The 14,106-nt window shown below is 73.3% G+C and carries 13 protein-coding genes; 3 read left to right on the forward strand and 10 right to left on the reverse strand.

The annotated features are described in order from the left end of the window. Positions 1–529 precede the first annotated feature (529 nt). Positions 530–1,555 carry a tryptophan--tRNA ligase gene (gene trpS, locus MXD57_RS16720; RefSeq protein WP_250402252.1) on the forward strand — a complete coding sequence of 342 codons (1,026 nt, stop codon included), beginning with the start codon at positions 530–532 and terminating at the stop codon, positions 1,553–1,555. Between the two features lie 136 nt (positions 1,556–1,691). Here the strand turns inward: trpS and proC are convergent, their stop codons facing one another. From proC to MXD57_RS16750, 6 genes are all read right to left on the reverse strand, one after another. Beyond that, the gene (gene proC / locus MXD57_RS16725) at positions 1,692–2,504 is read right to left on the reverse strand and encodes a pyrroline-5-carboxylate reductase (protein ID WP_250402253.1); all 813 of its coding nucleotides are present in this window, start codon (positions 2,502–2,504) and stop codon (positions 1,692–1,694) included. Between the two features lie 232 nt (positions 2,505–2,736). Next, positions 2,737–3,516, reverse strand: a complete 780-nt coding sequence (locus tag MXD57_RS16730) for an ABC transporter permease (protein ID WP_250402254.1) — start codon at positions 3,514–3,516, stop codon at positions 2,737–2,739. Continuing rightward, a complete protein-coding gene (locus tag MXD57_RS16735) occupies positions 3,513–4,343 on the reverse strand; it encodes an ABC transporter ATP-binding protein (protein WP_374114710.1) in 831 nt (276 codons plus the stop codon). Before MXD57_RS16735 ends, MXD57_RS16730 begins: the two co-directional genes overlap by 4 nt. A 120-nt stretch (positions 4,344–4,463) precedes the next feature. Then, the gene (locus tag MXD57_RS16740; protein ID WP_250402256.1) at positions 4,464–5,246 is read right to left on the reverse strand and encodes a class I SAM-dependent methyltransferase; all 783 of its coding nucleotides are present in this window, start codon (positions 5,244–5,246) and stop codon (positions 4,464–4,466) included. Between the two features lie 86 nt (positions 5,247–5,332). Further along, the gene (locus MXD57_RS16745; protein WP_250402257.1) at positions 5,333–5,857 is read right to left on the reverse strand and encodes an EamA/RhaT family transporter; all 525 of its coding nucleotides are present in this window, start codon (positions 5,855–5,857) and stop codon (positions 5,333–5,335) included. A 45-nt stretch (positions 5,858–5,902) separates the two neighbouring features. Further along, positions 5,903–6,217: an SH3 domain-containing protein gene (locus MXD57_RS16750; RefSeq protein WP_250402258.1), complete on the reverse strand. Its 315-nt coding sequence runs from the start codon at positions 6,215–6,217 to the stop codon at positions 5,903–5,905. A 183-nt stretch (positions 6,218–6,400) separates the two neighbouring features. On the opposite strand from MXD57_RS16750, the gene MXD57_RS16755 reads away from it, so the two are divergent. After that, on the forward strand, positions 6,401–8,542 hold the full coding sequence (locus MXD57_RS16755) for a serine/threonine-protein kinase (RefSeq protein WP_250402259.1): 2,142 nt from the start codon (positions 6,401–6,403) through the stop codon (positions 8,540–8,542). 51 nt (positions 8,543–8,593) lie between these two features. Here MXD57_RS16755 and ilvD read toward each other — a convergent pair whose 3' ends face one another. The 4 genes from ilvD to MXD57_RS16775 form a co-directional block, all read right to left on the reverse strand. Next, on the reverse strand, positions 8,594–10,447 hold the full coding sequence (gene ilvD / locus MXD57_RS16760; protein WP_250402260.1) for a dihydroxy-acid dehydratase: 1,854 nt from the start codon (positions 10,445–10,447) through the stop codon (positions 8,594–8,596). Positions 10,448–10,623: 176 nt separating this feature from the next. Beyond that, the gene (locus MXD57_RS16765; protein WP_250402261.1) at positions 10,624–11,229 is read right to left on the reverse strand and encodes a TetR/AcrR family transcriptional regulator; all 606 of its coding nucleotides are present in this window, start codon (positions 11,227–11,229) and stop codon (positions 10,624–10,626) included. Beyond that, entirely contained in the window at positions 11,226–12,038 is an 813-nt protein-coding gene (locus tag MXD57_RS16770) for a sugar phosphate isomerase/epimerase family protein (protein WP_374114711.1), read from the reverse strand. The genes MXD57_RS16765 and MXD57_RS16770 overlap by 4 nt, the downstream gene beginning before the upstream one ends. Before the next feature lie 166 nt (positions 12,039–12,204). Further along, positions 12,205–13,137, reverse strand: coding sequence for a Ppx/GppA phosphatase family protein (locus MXD57_RS16775; RefSeq protein ID WP_250402263.1), 933 nt, complete (start codon positions 13,135–13,137; stop codon positions 12,205–12,207). A 71-nt stretch (positions 13,138–13,208) separates the two neighbouring features. Between MXD57_RS16775 and MXD57_RS16780 the strand changes: the two genes are divergently transcribed. Then, complete coding sequence (locus MXD57_RS16780; RefSeq protein ID WP_250402264.1) at positions 13,209–14,036, forward strand: hypothetical protein; 828 nt, start codon at positions 13,209–13,211, stop codon at positions 14,034–14,036. The last annotated feature ends 70 nt before the right edge of the window (positions 14,037–14,106 follow it).

Genomic DNA, 14,106 nt, shown 5'->3' on the forward strand with positions numbered 1-14,106 from the left:
TCCGCTCTCGCGTTTCCCTTTCCGGCGGTTCCGACTCTATCAGATCCTTTCGGCGTCTGATCCCCGGTCAGCGGGGTTTGTCTTCGCGGCTGTTGGGCCGTTCCGACGAGTGAGACTTTAGCGGATTCCTCGCTCCCGAGCTAATCGGGGGCTGCGTCCTTTCGAACGCGGATTCCTCATTTCGCGAATACGCACGCCGAATCAGCCGACGCGGAACGTCGGTGAAGTGAGTGGTACCTGCGGAATGGCTGTCCGGGGACCGACCGGGGTCGGCGCTCACGTCGGACAACTCGGAGAACACTACGTACGGGCTGGGGGCGTGTCAAACCGCCCCCGCTGAGCACGCGAGCGGCGTACGCTGCCGACATGACCACGCGTACGTGTACCCAGTCCTGGTGGGCCGCCTGACGGCGGCCGACTCACGTATGCACTCAACGGCCGCCGCTTCGGCGGCCGTTCTCGTGTCTGCTCCAGGGCTCCGGGGGCCGGCCGGCCGGGACGGCGGTCTCGATCAGGAGATGGAGCCGAGATGGCACGGGTCTTCAGCGGGATCAAACCGACCGGGCATCTGACCCTGGGGAACTACCTGGGAGCCGTGCGGCGCTGGGCGGAGGTGGACCAGCACAGGTCCGACGCCCTGTTCTGCGTCGTCGACCTGCACGCGCTGACGGTGGAGCACGATCCGGCACGGGTGCTCAGACTGAGCCGCCAGGCGGCGACGCTGCTGCTCGCGTCGGGGCTGGATCCCGAGCTGTGCACGGTGTTCCTGCAGAGCCACGTCGACGAGCACACGCGTCTGTCGTACCTGCTGGAGTGCGTGGCGACGGACGGCGAGATGCGCCGCATGATCCAGTACAAGGAGAAGGCGCCGCGCGAACGCGAGCGAGGCGGGAGCGTGCGGCTGTCGCTGCTGACGTATCCGGTGCTGATGGCCGCGGACATCCTGGCCTACGGGGCCGACGAGGTGCCGGTCGGCGAGGACCAGACGCAGCACGTCGAGCTGACGCGGGACCTGGCGGTGCGGTTCAACCAGCGCTACGGGCACACGTTCGTGGTGCCGAGGGCCACTCCTCCGGTGGTGGCCGCTCGGGTCATGAACCTCCAGGACCCGACGTCGAAGATGGGGAAGTCGGACGACTCCGGGCCGGGCATCGTCCATCTGCTCGACGAGCCGGCCGTGGTGCGCAGGAAGGTCATGCGGGCCGTGACCGACAGCGGCCGGGACGTGGAGTACGACCGGGAGGCGCGGCCCGGGGTGGCGAACCTGCTGGAGATCCTCGCGGCGTGCACGGGCGGGGACCCGAAGGCGCTGGCCGGTGACTACGCCTCCTACGGCGCCCTGAAGAAGGACACCGCGGAGGCCGTGGTGGAGGTGCTCGGGCCGATCCGGGCCAGGCACCGGGAGCTGTGCGCGGACCCCTCGTACGTGGAAGGGGTGCTGCGCCGGGGCGCGGAGAAGGCCCGGGCGATGGCGCGGCCGACCGTCGACGCCGTGCACCGGGCGATCGGGCTCGTGCCGGCCGTGTCCGCGCCCGTGCCGGACCCGGTCCGCTGAGAGCAGACCCTGGTGCCGGGAGTCCCGCCGGCCGCTCGCGGGGCGGGCGGGACTCCCGGAACGGGCCCTGGTGCCGGGCCCCGGAGCGGTGGAGGCAAGCCGGTGTCCGGCCACCGTGCGGGGGACTCCGCCCGGGTCAGTCCTTCTTGCCGGAGGCCAGCTCGCGGCTCCGGTCGCGGGCGGCCTCCAGGGCGGCGATGAGGGCGGCGCGCACGCCGTGGTTCTCCAGCTCGCGGATGGCGTTGATCGTCGTACCGGCCGGAGAGGTCACGTTCTCGCGCAGCCTGACCGGGTGCTCGCCGCTGTCGCGGAGCATCACCGCGGCGCCGATGGCGGACTGGACGATGAGGTCGTGGGCCTTGTCGCGGGGCAGACCGAGCAGGATGCCGGCGTCGGTCATGGCCTCGACCAGGTAGAAGAAGTACGCCGGGCCGGAGCCGGACAGCGCGGTGCAGGCGTCCTGCTGGGTCTCGGGCACACGCAGCGTCTTGCCGACGCCGCCGAAGATCTCCTCGGCGTGCGCGAGATGGGCCTCCCCGGCGTGGCTGCCGGCGGAGATGACGGACATCGCCTCGTCGACGAGGGCGGGGGTGTTCGTCATGACGCGGACGACCGGGGTGCCGGCGGCGAGGCGCTCCTCGAAGAAGGACGTGGGGATGCCGGCCGCGCCGCTGATGACCAGGCGGTCGGGGGAAAGGTGCGGGGCGAGTTCGTCCAGGAGGGCGCCCATGTCCTGCGGCTTGACCGTGAGGATCAGGGTGTCTGCGGTCTTGGCGGCCTCGGTGTTGGTGACCGGGGTGACTCCGTGGCGGGCGCGGAGTTCTTCGGCGCGCTCGGGGCGGCGGGCGGTCACCAGGAGGTCGTCGGGGGCCCAGCCGGCCCGGATCATCCCGCTGAGCAGGGCTTCGCCGATCTTGCCGGTGCCGAGGACTGCGACTTTCTGGCTCATGCGGCTCAGTCTCGCACCGGGGCGGGTGGGTACGGGCCCCTGTCCGGCTGGCGGAACACGGGCCGCGTCCCCCGGCCGGCTGCGCGGTCCGCCGTCGGACGGGGCCGGTTCGGGGAGCCGGGGTCCGGTGCCGTGCGTCGCGGGGCGCGGAAGGGCGCCGTGGCGGGCCACGACGACGCGGCGAGGCACGGCACCGGGGTCGGTGAGCCCGGCACGAGCCCGGCGAGAGGCCCTACGCGGTCCGCCGTCGCAGGGTCGCCGCGCCCAGGGCCAGGACCAGGACCGCGCAGCCGGCCACGATCAGCACGTCGCGTACGAACGTGGCGGTCATGTCGGTGTGGTGCAGGATCTCGTTCATGCCGTCGACGGCGTACGACATGGGCAGGACGTCCGAGACGGCCTCCAGGGCGGGGTGCATGTCGGAGCGGGGCGTGAAGAGCCCGCAGAGCAGGAGCTGGGGAAAGATCACCGCCGGCATGAACTGGACCGCCTGGAACTCGGAGGCCGCGAAGGCCGAGACGAAGAGACCGAGGGCCGTGCCGAGCAGGGCGTCGAGGAGTGCGACGAGCAGGAGCAGCCAGGCCGAGCCGGTGACGTCCAGGCCCAGGCCCCAGAGCGCGAGGCCGGTGGCGAGCGCGGACTGGACGACGGCGACGGCACCGAAGGCGAGCGCGTAGCCGGCGATGAGGTCCGCTTTGCCCAGGGGCATGGCGAGGAGTCGTTCGAGGGTGCCCGAGGTGCGTTCGCGCAGGGTGGCGATCGAGGTGACCAGGAACATGGTGATCAGCGGGAAGATGCCGAGCAGCGAGGCGCCGATGTTGTCGAAGGTGCGGGGGCTGGCGTCGAAGACGTAGCGCAGCAGGACCAGCATCAGGCAGGGGACGAGGATCATCAGCGCGATGGTCCGCGGGTCGTGCCGGAGCTGGCGCAGGACGCGGGCCGCGGTGGCGGTGGTGCGGGCGGCGCTGAACGCGCCGGTCGGGGCGGGGGCCGCCGGGGACGTCGTGCTCATCGGGTGGTCTCCTCGGTGCGTTCCGCGTCCGCGGCGGCGGCTTGGTCCACCAGGCGGAGGAAGGCGGCCTCGACGGTGTCGGTGCCGGTACGGGCGCGCAGGGCGTCCGGCGTGTCTCCCCCGGCCTCCGGCCCGGAGGTGCCGCCGGCCAGGATCCGGCCGTCGCGCATCAGGAGCAGCCGGTGGCAGCGTTCGGCCTCGTCCATGACGTGGGAGGAGACGAGGAGGGTGACGCCCCGCTCGGCGACGAGGGCGTGGAAGAGGTTCCACAGGTCGCGCCGCAGGACGGGGTCGAGACCGACCGTCGGCTCGTCCAGGACGAGGAGTTCGGGGGTGCCGAGAAGGGCGACGGCGAGGGAGACGCGGCTGCGCTGGCCGCCGGAGAGGTTGCCGGCGAGCGCGTCCGCGTGGGTGGTGAGGTCGACGTCGCCGAGGACGCGGCGGACGTCGTCGCGGCGGTCGGCCTTGGCGCGGCCGGGGTCGAGGACCGAGGCGAAGTAGTCCAGGTTCTGGCGGACGGTCAGGTCGTCGTAGACGGAGGGGGCCTGGGTGACGTAGCCGATGCGGCTGCGCAGGGTGGGGTGTCCGGCGGGACGGCCGAGGACGTCGAGGGTGCCGGAGACGTTGGCCTGGGTGGCCACGATGGAGCGCATGAGGGTGGATTTGCCGCAGCCGGACGGGCCGAGCAGGCCGGTGATCCGGCCGCGCGCGACGGTGAAGGAGAGGCGGCGCAGGACGGTGCGGGAGCCACGGACGACGGTGAGGCCGTCGGCGCGGACGGCGTCCGGTGCCGTGTGCTGGGGCGGATCGGGCACATAATTCATCACGTGATGAATAGTTGCCCCGGTGGACGGGTTCCGTCAAGGGGCGTGTTCACGCGTGCCCGAGGACGAAGGCGGCGGCCGGTGTGCACCGGCCGCCGCCTTCGTCCCGTCGGTGATGTGGTGTCAGGTCCTGGTGGCGACGAGCAGGAGCACCTCGTACGTCTCCTCGACGACGCCGTCCGGGAAGACCTTCAGCAGATGGCCGCGCTCCTCGGCGAGGAAGGCGTCCCTGCGCTCCGCCGGGGCGACCAGGAACGCGGAGTGGCTGCCGATGTTGGCGAGGTGGGTGTCGAGCGGCACGCGGCGGCTCCACCGGATGTCCCGGCGGGTGAAGCGGAGGCGCCCGGTGGGGTCGGCCCGCACTCGCTCGCCCGCGCCGCGCTTCTCGGCGGGGATGTCGACACCGAGGAAGCGGGCGGTCCGCTCGGCGGACTCGGCGATCCACTCGACGTCGACGGCGTCGGTGTTCCACCACAGCGCCAGCGCCCCGCCCGGACGCAGTACCCGCAGCGCCTCCGGCACCGCCCGGGCGGGATCGGTCCAGTGCCAGGCCTGGGCGTAGGTGAGGAGATCGGCGTGGGCGTCGGCGACCGGCAGGGCGTTGCCGTCGCCCCGCACGATCGGGACGTCCGGCAGGACGCGGCGGAACTCGGCGGCCATGCCCTCGCCCGGTTCGACCGCGAGGACGTCGGCTCCCCGGGCGCGCAGCAGGGCGGTGGCGATACCGGTTCCGGCGCCGACGTCCACCACCCGGGCGCCGGCCAGGGGCCGCCCGGCCAGTTCCTCCACGGCGTCCAGGAGGGCCGGCGGATAGGAGGGACGGTTCGCCGCGTACTGGGCGGCCGCGGCGTTGAAGGAGTGGGCGCGCGTGCCGCGCGCCGGCTCGGCGGTGTGGGGCGTGGTCATACCACCATGCTGTCCACCGCCGGGGACATGGACACGAGCGGGTTCACGACCGCGCGGTGGCGGCGAGCCGCGCCGCCCGCCCCGCGTCAGCGGCGGCGCTTGCGCTTCGACGGGTCGCCCGTGCGCCGGGAGGACCGGCGCTGGTACTCCTCACGGGCCTTGTCGTACTCCTCGCGGTGCAGTTTCTCGCCCGGGGCCTCGGCGAGGGCGCGGAGGAAGTAGGCCAGCAGGGAGCCGACGAAGCCGATGGCGAGCAGGCCGCGCAGCGACGCCTGCCGCTGGGGGTCGTGGCGGCGGCCGAACCCCTCCCAGGTGTTGCGGAAGGCCAGCGCGCTGCAGATGGCGAACATGGCGATGATCAGTACGGTCACGAAGGCGCCGGTGCCGGCGATCTGCAGGCCGTCGTAGGCGAAGCGCAGCACCAGGCAGGAGACGACGGCCGCGGCCAGGGAGCCGGCCGCCACGGCGGCCCGGCGGGCCGCGTACCCGTGGTCGTGGTCCACCCAGGAGGTGCCGAAGAAGCGGAGGGGTTCGGGGCGGGGTCCGCCGCCCTCGGCCTCGCCGCGCGCGGAGCCCGCCTGGTCCTCCGGGGTGCCGGTTTCGTCGCTCACGGGACGATTATGGCTCCGGACGCCGGCGGGCTCCGGGCGGGGTCGTCAGGAGCAGCGGGAGGCCACGTATCCGTCGCGGCCGGTGTACACGTAGGCGTCGGAGACGAACTCGCCGTTGTTGATGTTGTCCCAGAGCTTCGAGGTGCCGTACGGGCCCGACACGCTGGTGCCGGGCGTCTGGCAGAAGATGGGGACGCTGGCACCCTCGGACAGGACCCGGACGATTCCGTAGCCGGTGCCGGGACCGCTTCGTACGTTCAGCCGGACACCCGGGGCGACCGGGTACGTGCGTACGGCGGCCGCCGCCGCCGGCGCGTCGTGCCGGCCGCTCGTGGACGCGTCGGTGTGGTCGACGGACATGACAGTCCTCCCCCGTTGAGCCCCATGACAGCGATGGGGTCCCCTGCGTTGCAGCGCGCGCCGCCTCCCGGGACCCGGGCACGCGACTCGCACGCGGAGGCTAGCAAGCCGCCTCGGTCTCGTACGAGTCATCGACTAGGCTCCGTGCGTCGCGCGCACGGACGAAAAGCACGGGGGTGGTCCATGGCGCCGCAGCGCAGCACCGGAGCCGGCGCGGAAGCGGAACTTCCGGAGTACGCCGGCCAGTACCGCCTGGAGTCGTGTCTGGGCTCCGGCGGCATGGGCGTCGTCCATCTGGCCCGCAGCGACTCCGGACTGAGGCTCGCGGTGAAGGTCGTGCACGCCGCGTACGCCAGGGACCGGGAGTTCCGGGGGCGATTCCGGCAGGAGGTGGCCGCGGCCCGCCGGGTGAGCGGCGCCTTCACGGCTCCGGTCGTGGACGCCGACCCGGACGCCGAACGGCCCTGGATGGCCACGCTGTTCATACCCGGCCCGACCCTCTCGGGCCACGTCAAGCGGGACGGGCCCATGCCGCCGGCGCAGCTTCGGCGCCTGATGGCCGGACTGGCGGAGGCGCTGCGGGACATCCACCGGGTGGGCGTCGTGCACCGGGACCTCAAGCCGAGCAACGTCCTGCTCGCCGAGGACGGGCCGAAGGTCATCGACTTCGGCATCTCCCGGCCGAAGGACAGCGAACTGCGGACCGAGACGGGCAAGTTGATCGGGACGCCGCCGTTCATGGCGCCCGAGCAGTTCCGGCGCCCCCGGGAGGTCGGCCCGGCGGCGGACATCTTCGCCCTCGGGTCGGTGCTGGTGCACGCGGCCACCGGCCGTGGGCCGTTCGACTCGGACAGTCCTTATGTCGTCGCGTACCAGGTGGTGCACGACGAGCCGGATCTGACCGGGGTGCCGGAGAGCCTGGCGCCGCTGCTGCTGCGCTGTCTGGCGAAGGAACCGGGGGACCGGCCGACGCCGGACGAGCTGATGCGGGAACTGCGGTCGGTGGCCGCCTCGTACGACACCCAGGCGTTCATACCCGCGCAGCGGGCCGGCGACGGCACCCCGTCGCCCGGGTCCGCCGCCGCGGAGCCGGGGCCCGCGTCCGCGTCCGGGTCCGGGTCCGGGCGTGCGTCCGGGTCCGGGTCGCGGTTTCGGTCCGGCAGGCGGGCGGCCCTGGCCGCCGGGGTGCTGGCCGTCGTGCTGGGCGGCGTGCTCGCCGGGCCACTGCGCCCGGGGGACGCCGGCACCCCGGTCGCCCGGTCGACGGGCGCGCCGGCCGCTGCCGCTCCCGTCGCCTCGTGGCAGGCGAAGCCGGCGGGCGAGGGCTCCGGGATGCCGCGCTGCGTCCACGGGGACGGGAGGTTGCTGTGCGTCCGGGCCGGCGTGGCGTTCGCCCTCGACCCGGCGAACGGCACGCTGCGGTGGCGGCACGCGGTCCCCGGGGAACCGGCGGCCGGGGCGCCGGCCCTCGCGGACGACCTGCTCCTGGTGCCGGTGGACGGCGGCCGCCGGGTGGCGGCGCTCGACCCCGCCTCGGGACGGCCCCGGTGGCAGCGGGACCTGCCCGCGAACGCGGCGGCGCGGTTCGGCGGCGGAACGCTCCTGGTGACCGGCACCGACGGGACGGTCACGGGGTCGTCGGTGTCCTCGGGAGCACGCGCGTGGCGGCTCGAGGTCTCCGAGCGGGACACCCCGTCGCTGACCCTCCCCGGCGGTGACCCCCTGGCCTACGCGGCCGGGACCTCGGCGGACGGGGCGGACACGCTGATCACCGCCCTCGACCCGGGCTCCGGTGCCGTCCGGTGGAAGGCGCGGCTGACGGGCTCGCTGCGGGTCGTCGGCAGTGAGGGCGGCGCGCTCTACCTGCTGGCCGTCGATCCGGCCACGGGGGACGCGACCGGTGCCGTGCGCTACTCGCCCACGTCGCGGTCGGTGCGCCGGGTCGCGCTGCCCGTGCGGCGGGTGGCGCCGCAGGCGGACGTGCACGGCGGTGTGGTGCACATCCTGGCGGCCGGCGGCTCGCTGGACGCCGTGGACCCGGGTGCGGGCCGGCGGCTGTGGCACCTGGAGACGGCCGTGAGCCGTGGTTCGGCACCGGTCTCCTCCGCCGACCACGTCTTCTTCAGCGCGCCCGACGGACGGCTGATCGCCGTCGACGCGCGCGACGGGCGCCTGGTGGGGCAGACGCCGCCCCGGCTCGGCCGGAACGCGGACACCGTCGCCGCCGCACTGCCCGCCCCGCTCCTCGTCGGCCCGCGCGTCCACGCCACCGCCCCCGACGGCACCGTGTTCACCGTGCCCGCGAAGGATCCCTCGGCCTGGTGAACAGGAGCGGGACCGCGCCCGGACGGACGCGGCCCCGTACGGGACCCCGGGTCAGCCCAGCCTGCTCACGTCGCGCACCGCGCCCTTGTCGGCGCTGGTCGCCATGGCCGCGTAGGCGCGCAGCGCGGCGGAGACCTTGCGGTCGCGGTCCTTCGGGGCGTACACGCCGCCCAGCGCCTGGTCGCGCCGGGCCAGCTCCGCCTCGTCGACCAGCAGCTCGATCGTGCGGTTCGGGATGTCGATGCGGATGCGGTCGCCGTCCCGGACCAGGGCGATGGTGCCGCCGGACGCCGCCTCCGGCGAGGCGTGGCCGATGGACAGACCCGACGTGCCGCCGGAGAAGCGGCCGTCGGTGATCAGGGCGCAGGTCTTGCCCAGGCCGCGGCCCTTCAGGTACGAGGTCGGGTAGAGCATCTCCTGCATGCCGGGGCCGCCCTTGGGGCCCTCGTAGCGGATCACGACGACGTCGCCGTCCTTGACCTCATGGGTGAGGATCCGCTGGACGGCCTCCTCCTGCGACTCGCAGACCACCGCCGGGCCCTCGAAGGTCCAGATCGACTCGTCGACGCCGGCGGTCTTCACCACGCAGCCGTCGACGGCCAGGTTGCCCGTGAGGACCGCGAGGCCGCCGTCCTTGGAGTACGCGTGCTCGACGGAGCGGATGCAGCCGCCCTCGGCGTCGTCGTCCAGGGCCTCCCAGCGCTCGGACTGGGAGAAGGCCTCGGCGGAGCGGACGCAGCCGGGGGCCGCGTGCCACAGCTCCACGGCCTCGGGCGACGGGGAGCCGCCGCGGACGTCCCAGGTCTTCAGCCAGTCGGACAGGGAGGGACTGTGGACGGCGTGGACGTCCTCGTTGAGCAGGCCGCCGCGGTGCAGTTCGCCGAGGAGGGCGGGGATGCCGCCCGCGCGGTGCACGTCCTCCATGTAGTAGGTGCGGTTCTTCGCGACGTTGGGCGCGACCTTGGCGAGGCAGGGGACGCGCCGGGAGACGGCGTCGATCTCCTCCAGGCCGAAGGCGACGCCCGCCTCCTGGGCGGCGGCCAGCAGGTGCAGGATCGTGTTGGTGGAACCGCCCATCGCGATGTCCAGGGCCATGGCGTTCTCGAAGGCCCGGAAGGTGGCGATGCTGAGCGGCAGGACGGTGTCGTCGTCCTGCTCGTAGTAGCGGCGGGTGAGGTCCATGACCGTGCGGGCCGCGTTCTCGTAGAGGGCGCGGCGGGCGGTGTGGGTGGCGAGGACCGAGCCGTTGCCGGGCAGCGAGAGGCCGATGGCCTCGGTCAGGCAGTTCATCGAGTTGGCGGTGAACATGCCGGAACAGCTTCCGCAGGTCGGACAGGCGTTCTCCTCGATGCGGAGGATGTCCTCGTCGGAGATCGTGTCGTTGACGGCGTCGGAGATCGCGTCGACCAGGTCCAGGGTCCGCACCGTGCCGTCGACCAGCGTGGCCCGGCCGGACTCCATCGGGCCGCCGGAGACGAACACCGTCGGGATGTTCAGGCGCAGGGCCGCCATCAGCATGCCCGGGGTGATCTTGTCGCAGTTGGAGATGCAGACCAGGGCGTCGGCGCAGTGGGCCTCCACCATGTACTCCACCGAGTCGGCGATCAGGTCGCGGGAGGGCAGGGAGTAGAGCATGCCGCCGTGGCCCATGGCGATGCCGTCGTCCACGGCGATCGTGTTGAACTCGCGCGGGATGCCGCCCGCCTCCTTGATCGCCTCGCTGACGATCCGGCCGACCGGCTGGAGGTGGGTGTGGCCCGGCACGAACTCGGTGAAGGAGTTGGCGACGGCGATGACCGGCTTCCGGCCGATGTCCGCACCGGGTACACCGGAGGCGCGCATAAGGGCGCGGGCGCCCGCCATGTTGCGGCCGTGGGTGACTGTGCGGGACCTCAGCTCGGGCATCGTCGCTCGCTCCTTCGAAGACCTACCGCCAGAGGGTTCTGGCTTCTCCGAGCGTACGCCGCCGCTCCAAGGGATGGACAAGCATGTCCGGAATGCGGGACACGTGTTTCACGGCCGCGGAAGCCGGGACCGGGGCCGGGCGGGGCGGGGGCACGGTGGTGGGCCGGGCCCGGGTGTCAGGGCTGGGTCAGGTGGCGCTGCACCACGGGCGCGACCCGCGCGATGATCTGCTCCAGGTCCGCCGACGCCAGCGGCTCGAGCTTGATCACGTAGCGCATCATGGCGGTCCCGACGAGCTGCGCGGCGGCCAGCTCGGCGCGCAGCTCCGGGTCCGGCAGGTCCACCTGGGCGGCCACGCGGCGCAGGAGCTGGGACGCGACCAGGCGGCGGAAGACGGCCGCCGCGGTCTCGTTGTTCACGGCGGAGCGGAGGATCGCGAGCAGCGGCGTACGGGTCGTGGGGTTCTCCCAGACACCGAGGACGAAGCGGGTCAGCCGCTCGCCGACCTCGGTCAGCGGCACGTCGGTGATCACGCCGGGCGCTTCGAGCGCGGGCGCGAAGGCGACCTCGATGGACGCCTCGAAGATCTGCTCCTTGGTGCCGAAGTAGTGGTGGACCAGGGCCGAGTCGACCCCGGCGGCCTTGGCGATGCCGCGCACGGACGTCTTCTCGTAGCCGCGCTCGGAGAACTCCTCGCGGGCGGCGGCGAGGATGCGCTCGCGGGTGCCGGCGGACTCGGTGCGCGGGGGCCGACCCCTTCGGCGCGAGGTGGTGCCGGTCATCGCCGGGGCACCCGCACGGCGGAGCCGAGGTGCTGCCGGGTGAAGGCCAGGGCCTCGGCGAGGTCGGCCTCGCGCTCGGCGCCGGACATCGCCCGCCGGGTGTTGACCTCGATCACGACGTGGCCGTCGAAGCCGGTGCGGGTGAGCCGCTCCAGCAGTTCGGCGCAGGGCTGGGTACCGCGGCCGGGGACCAGGTGCTCGTCCTTGGCGGATCCGCGGCCGTCGGCGAGGTGGACGTGGCCCAGCCGGTCGCCCATGCGGTCGATCATGGCGAGCGCGTCCGCACGGGCCGTGGCGGTGTGGCTGAGGTCGATCGTGAAGTGCCGGTAGTCGTCCTTGGTGACGTCCCAGTCGGGGGCGTAGGCCAGCATCTCGCGGTCGCGGTAGCGCCACGGGTACATGTTCTCGACGGCGAACCGCACGTCCGTCTCGTCGGCCATCCGCCACACCCCGGTGACGAAGTCGCGGGCGTACTGCCGCTGCCAGCGGAAGGGCGGGTGGACGACGACGGTGTCGGCGCCCAGCCGCTCGGCGGCCGAACGGGCCCGCTGGAGCTTCACCCAGGGGTCGGTGGACCAGACGCGCTGGGTGATCAGCAGGCAGGGGGCGTGCACGGCGAGTATCGGGACGCCGTGGTGGTCGGACAGCCGGCGCAGCGCCTCGATGTCCTGGCTCACCGGGTCGGTCCACACCATGACCTCGACGCCGTCGTAGCCGACGCGCGCGGCGATCTCGAAGGCCGTCGCCGTCGACTCCGGGTACACCGAGGCCGTCGACAGGGCGACCTTTACGTCCCTTGGTTCAGCCACGTCCGTCACCTTACGGGGTCGGGCGGCCCGGACGCGGGGTGCCGGTTCGCCATTGTGAGCTTTGCCATCCGCCCTGTTGCACGGCGTGCCGGAGCCGCACGCGCACGCGGCTCCGGCAGGTGCGGATACGGCTCCGCACCCCTTGGGCACTCAGTCCGACGGGCACTCAGTCGGAGCCCATGTGGTCGAGACGGCGGAGGATGACGCCCTCGCGCAGCGCCCAGGGGCATATCTCCAGGCTCTCCACGCCGAACAGGTCCATGGCGCCCTCGGCCACCAGGGCGCCGGCGAGGAGCTGGCCGGCCCTGCCCTCCGAGACGCCCGGGAGTTCGCCGCGCTGCTCGGCGGTCATCCCGGAGAGCCGGGGCACCCAGGCCTCCAGGGACTCCCGCTTGAGTTCGCGCTGGACGTAGAGGCCGTCCGCGCTGCGGGCGGCGCCGGCGATACGGGCGAGCTGCTTGAAGGTCTTGGAGGTGGCGACCACGTGGTCGGGGGCGCCCAGCCGGCTGAACTCACCCACGGTGCGGGCGATCTCCGTGCGGACGTGGCGGCGCAGGGCACGCACCGCGTCGGGTCCGGGCGGATCGCCGGGCAGCCAGCCGGCGGTCAGCCGGCCGGCGCCGAGCGGCAGGGAGACCGCGGCGTCCGGCTCCTCGTCCATGCCGTAGGCGATCTCCAGGGAGCCGCCGCCGATGTCCAGGACCAGCAGCCTGCCGGCGGACCAGCCGAACCAGCGGCGGACGGCGAGGAAGGTGAGCCGGGCCTCCTCCGCGCCGGTGAGCACCTGGAGTCGTACCCCGGTCTCCTCCTCCACGCGCGTGAGGACGGCGTCGGCGTTGGTGGCCTCCCGGACGGCGGAGGTCGCGAACGGCAGCAGGTCCTCGACACCCTTGTCCTCGGCCGCCTGGAGCGCGTCCCGGACCACGTCGACCAGTTGGTGGACGCCGTCGTCGCCGATGGCACCGCTGTCGTCGAGCAGTTGGGCGAGCCGCAGGTCGGCCTTGTGCGAGTGCGCGGGCAGCGGCCGTGCGCCGGGGTGGGCGTCCACCACCAGCAGATGCACCGTGTTCGAACCCACGTCGAGGACACCGAGTCTCATGTACGGAACGCTACTGCCAGATCGGTCGTCCTCGTTCCCCGTGGCGGCCCCGGGCCACTTACCCTGGACGGGTGCCAAAGACGAAAAAGGCGAAGGACGACAAGTCGTCCAAGTCCGGCAAGACGCCCAGAAAGGCCCCGCAGGTGAGTGACGAGAAGGGGCTCGACTTCGCGCGCGCGTGGGTGGAGTTTCCGGATCCGGCGGACGACGAGCAGGTCTTCCGCTGCGATCTGACATGGCTGACCTCTCGCTGGAACTGCATCTTCGGCAGCGGCTGCCAGGGCATCCAGGCGGGCCGCGCCGACGACGGGTGCTGCTCGCTGGGCGCCCACTTCTCCGACGAGGACGACGAGAAGCGGGTCGCCGAGCACGTGGCGAGGCTCACGCCGGAGATCTGGCAGCACCACGACGAGGGCACCCGCAACGGCTGGACCTCCGAGGACGACGAGGGGTCCCGGCAGACCCGGCCCTTCCAGGGGTCGTGCATCTTCCAGAACCGTCCGGGCTTCGCGGGCGGCGCGGGCTGCTCGCTGCACATCCTGGCCCTGAAGGAGGGGCGGGAGCCGCTGGAGACCAAGCCGGACGTCTGCTGGCAACTGCCGGTCCGGCGGACGTTCGACTGGATCGAGCGGCCGGACGACACGCGCGTGCTGCAGGTGTCGATCGGCGAGTACGACCGCCGGGGCTGGGGCCCGGGCGGCCACGACCTGCACTGGTGGTGCACCTCGGCGACGTCGGCGCACGGCGCGGGCGAGCCGGTGTACGTCTCCTACCGGGCGGAGCTGACCGAGCTGATGGGCAAGGCCGGCTACGACCGCCTGGCCGAGCTGTGCGAGCGGCGGCTGGCCTCGCAGCTCCCCCTGGTCGCACCGCACCCGGCGGATCCGGAGCGCTCCTAGGTCCGGTCGCGCACGTCCCGTCGTTCGCCCGCCGGGCGGGCCGGGCGGCGGGGGACGCGAGCTCCGCGGG

Source organism: Streptomyces cellostaticus (assembly GCF_023630175.1).
GTDB lineage: Bacteria > Actinomycetota > Actinomycetes > Streptomycetales > Streptomycetaceae > Streptomyces > Streptomyces cellostaticus_A.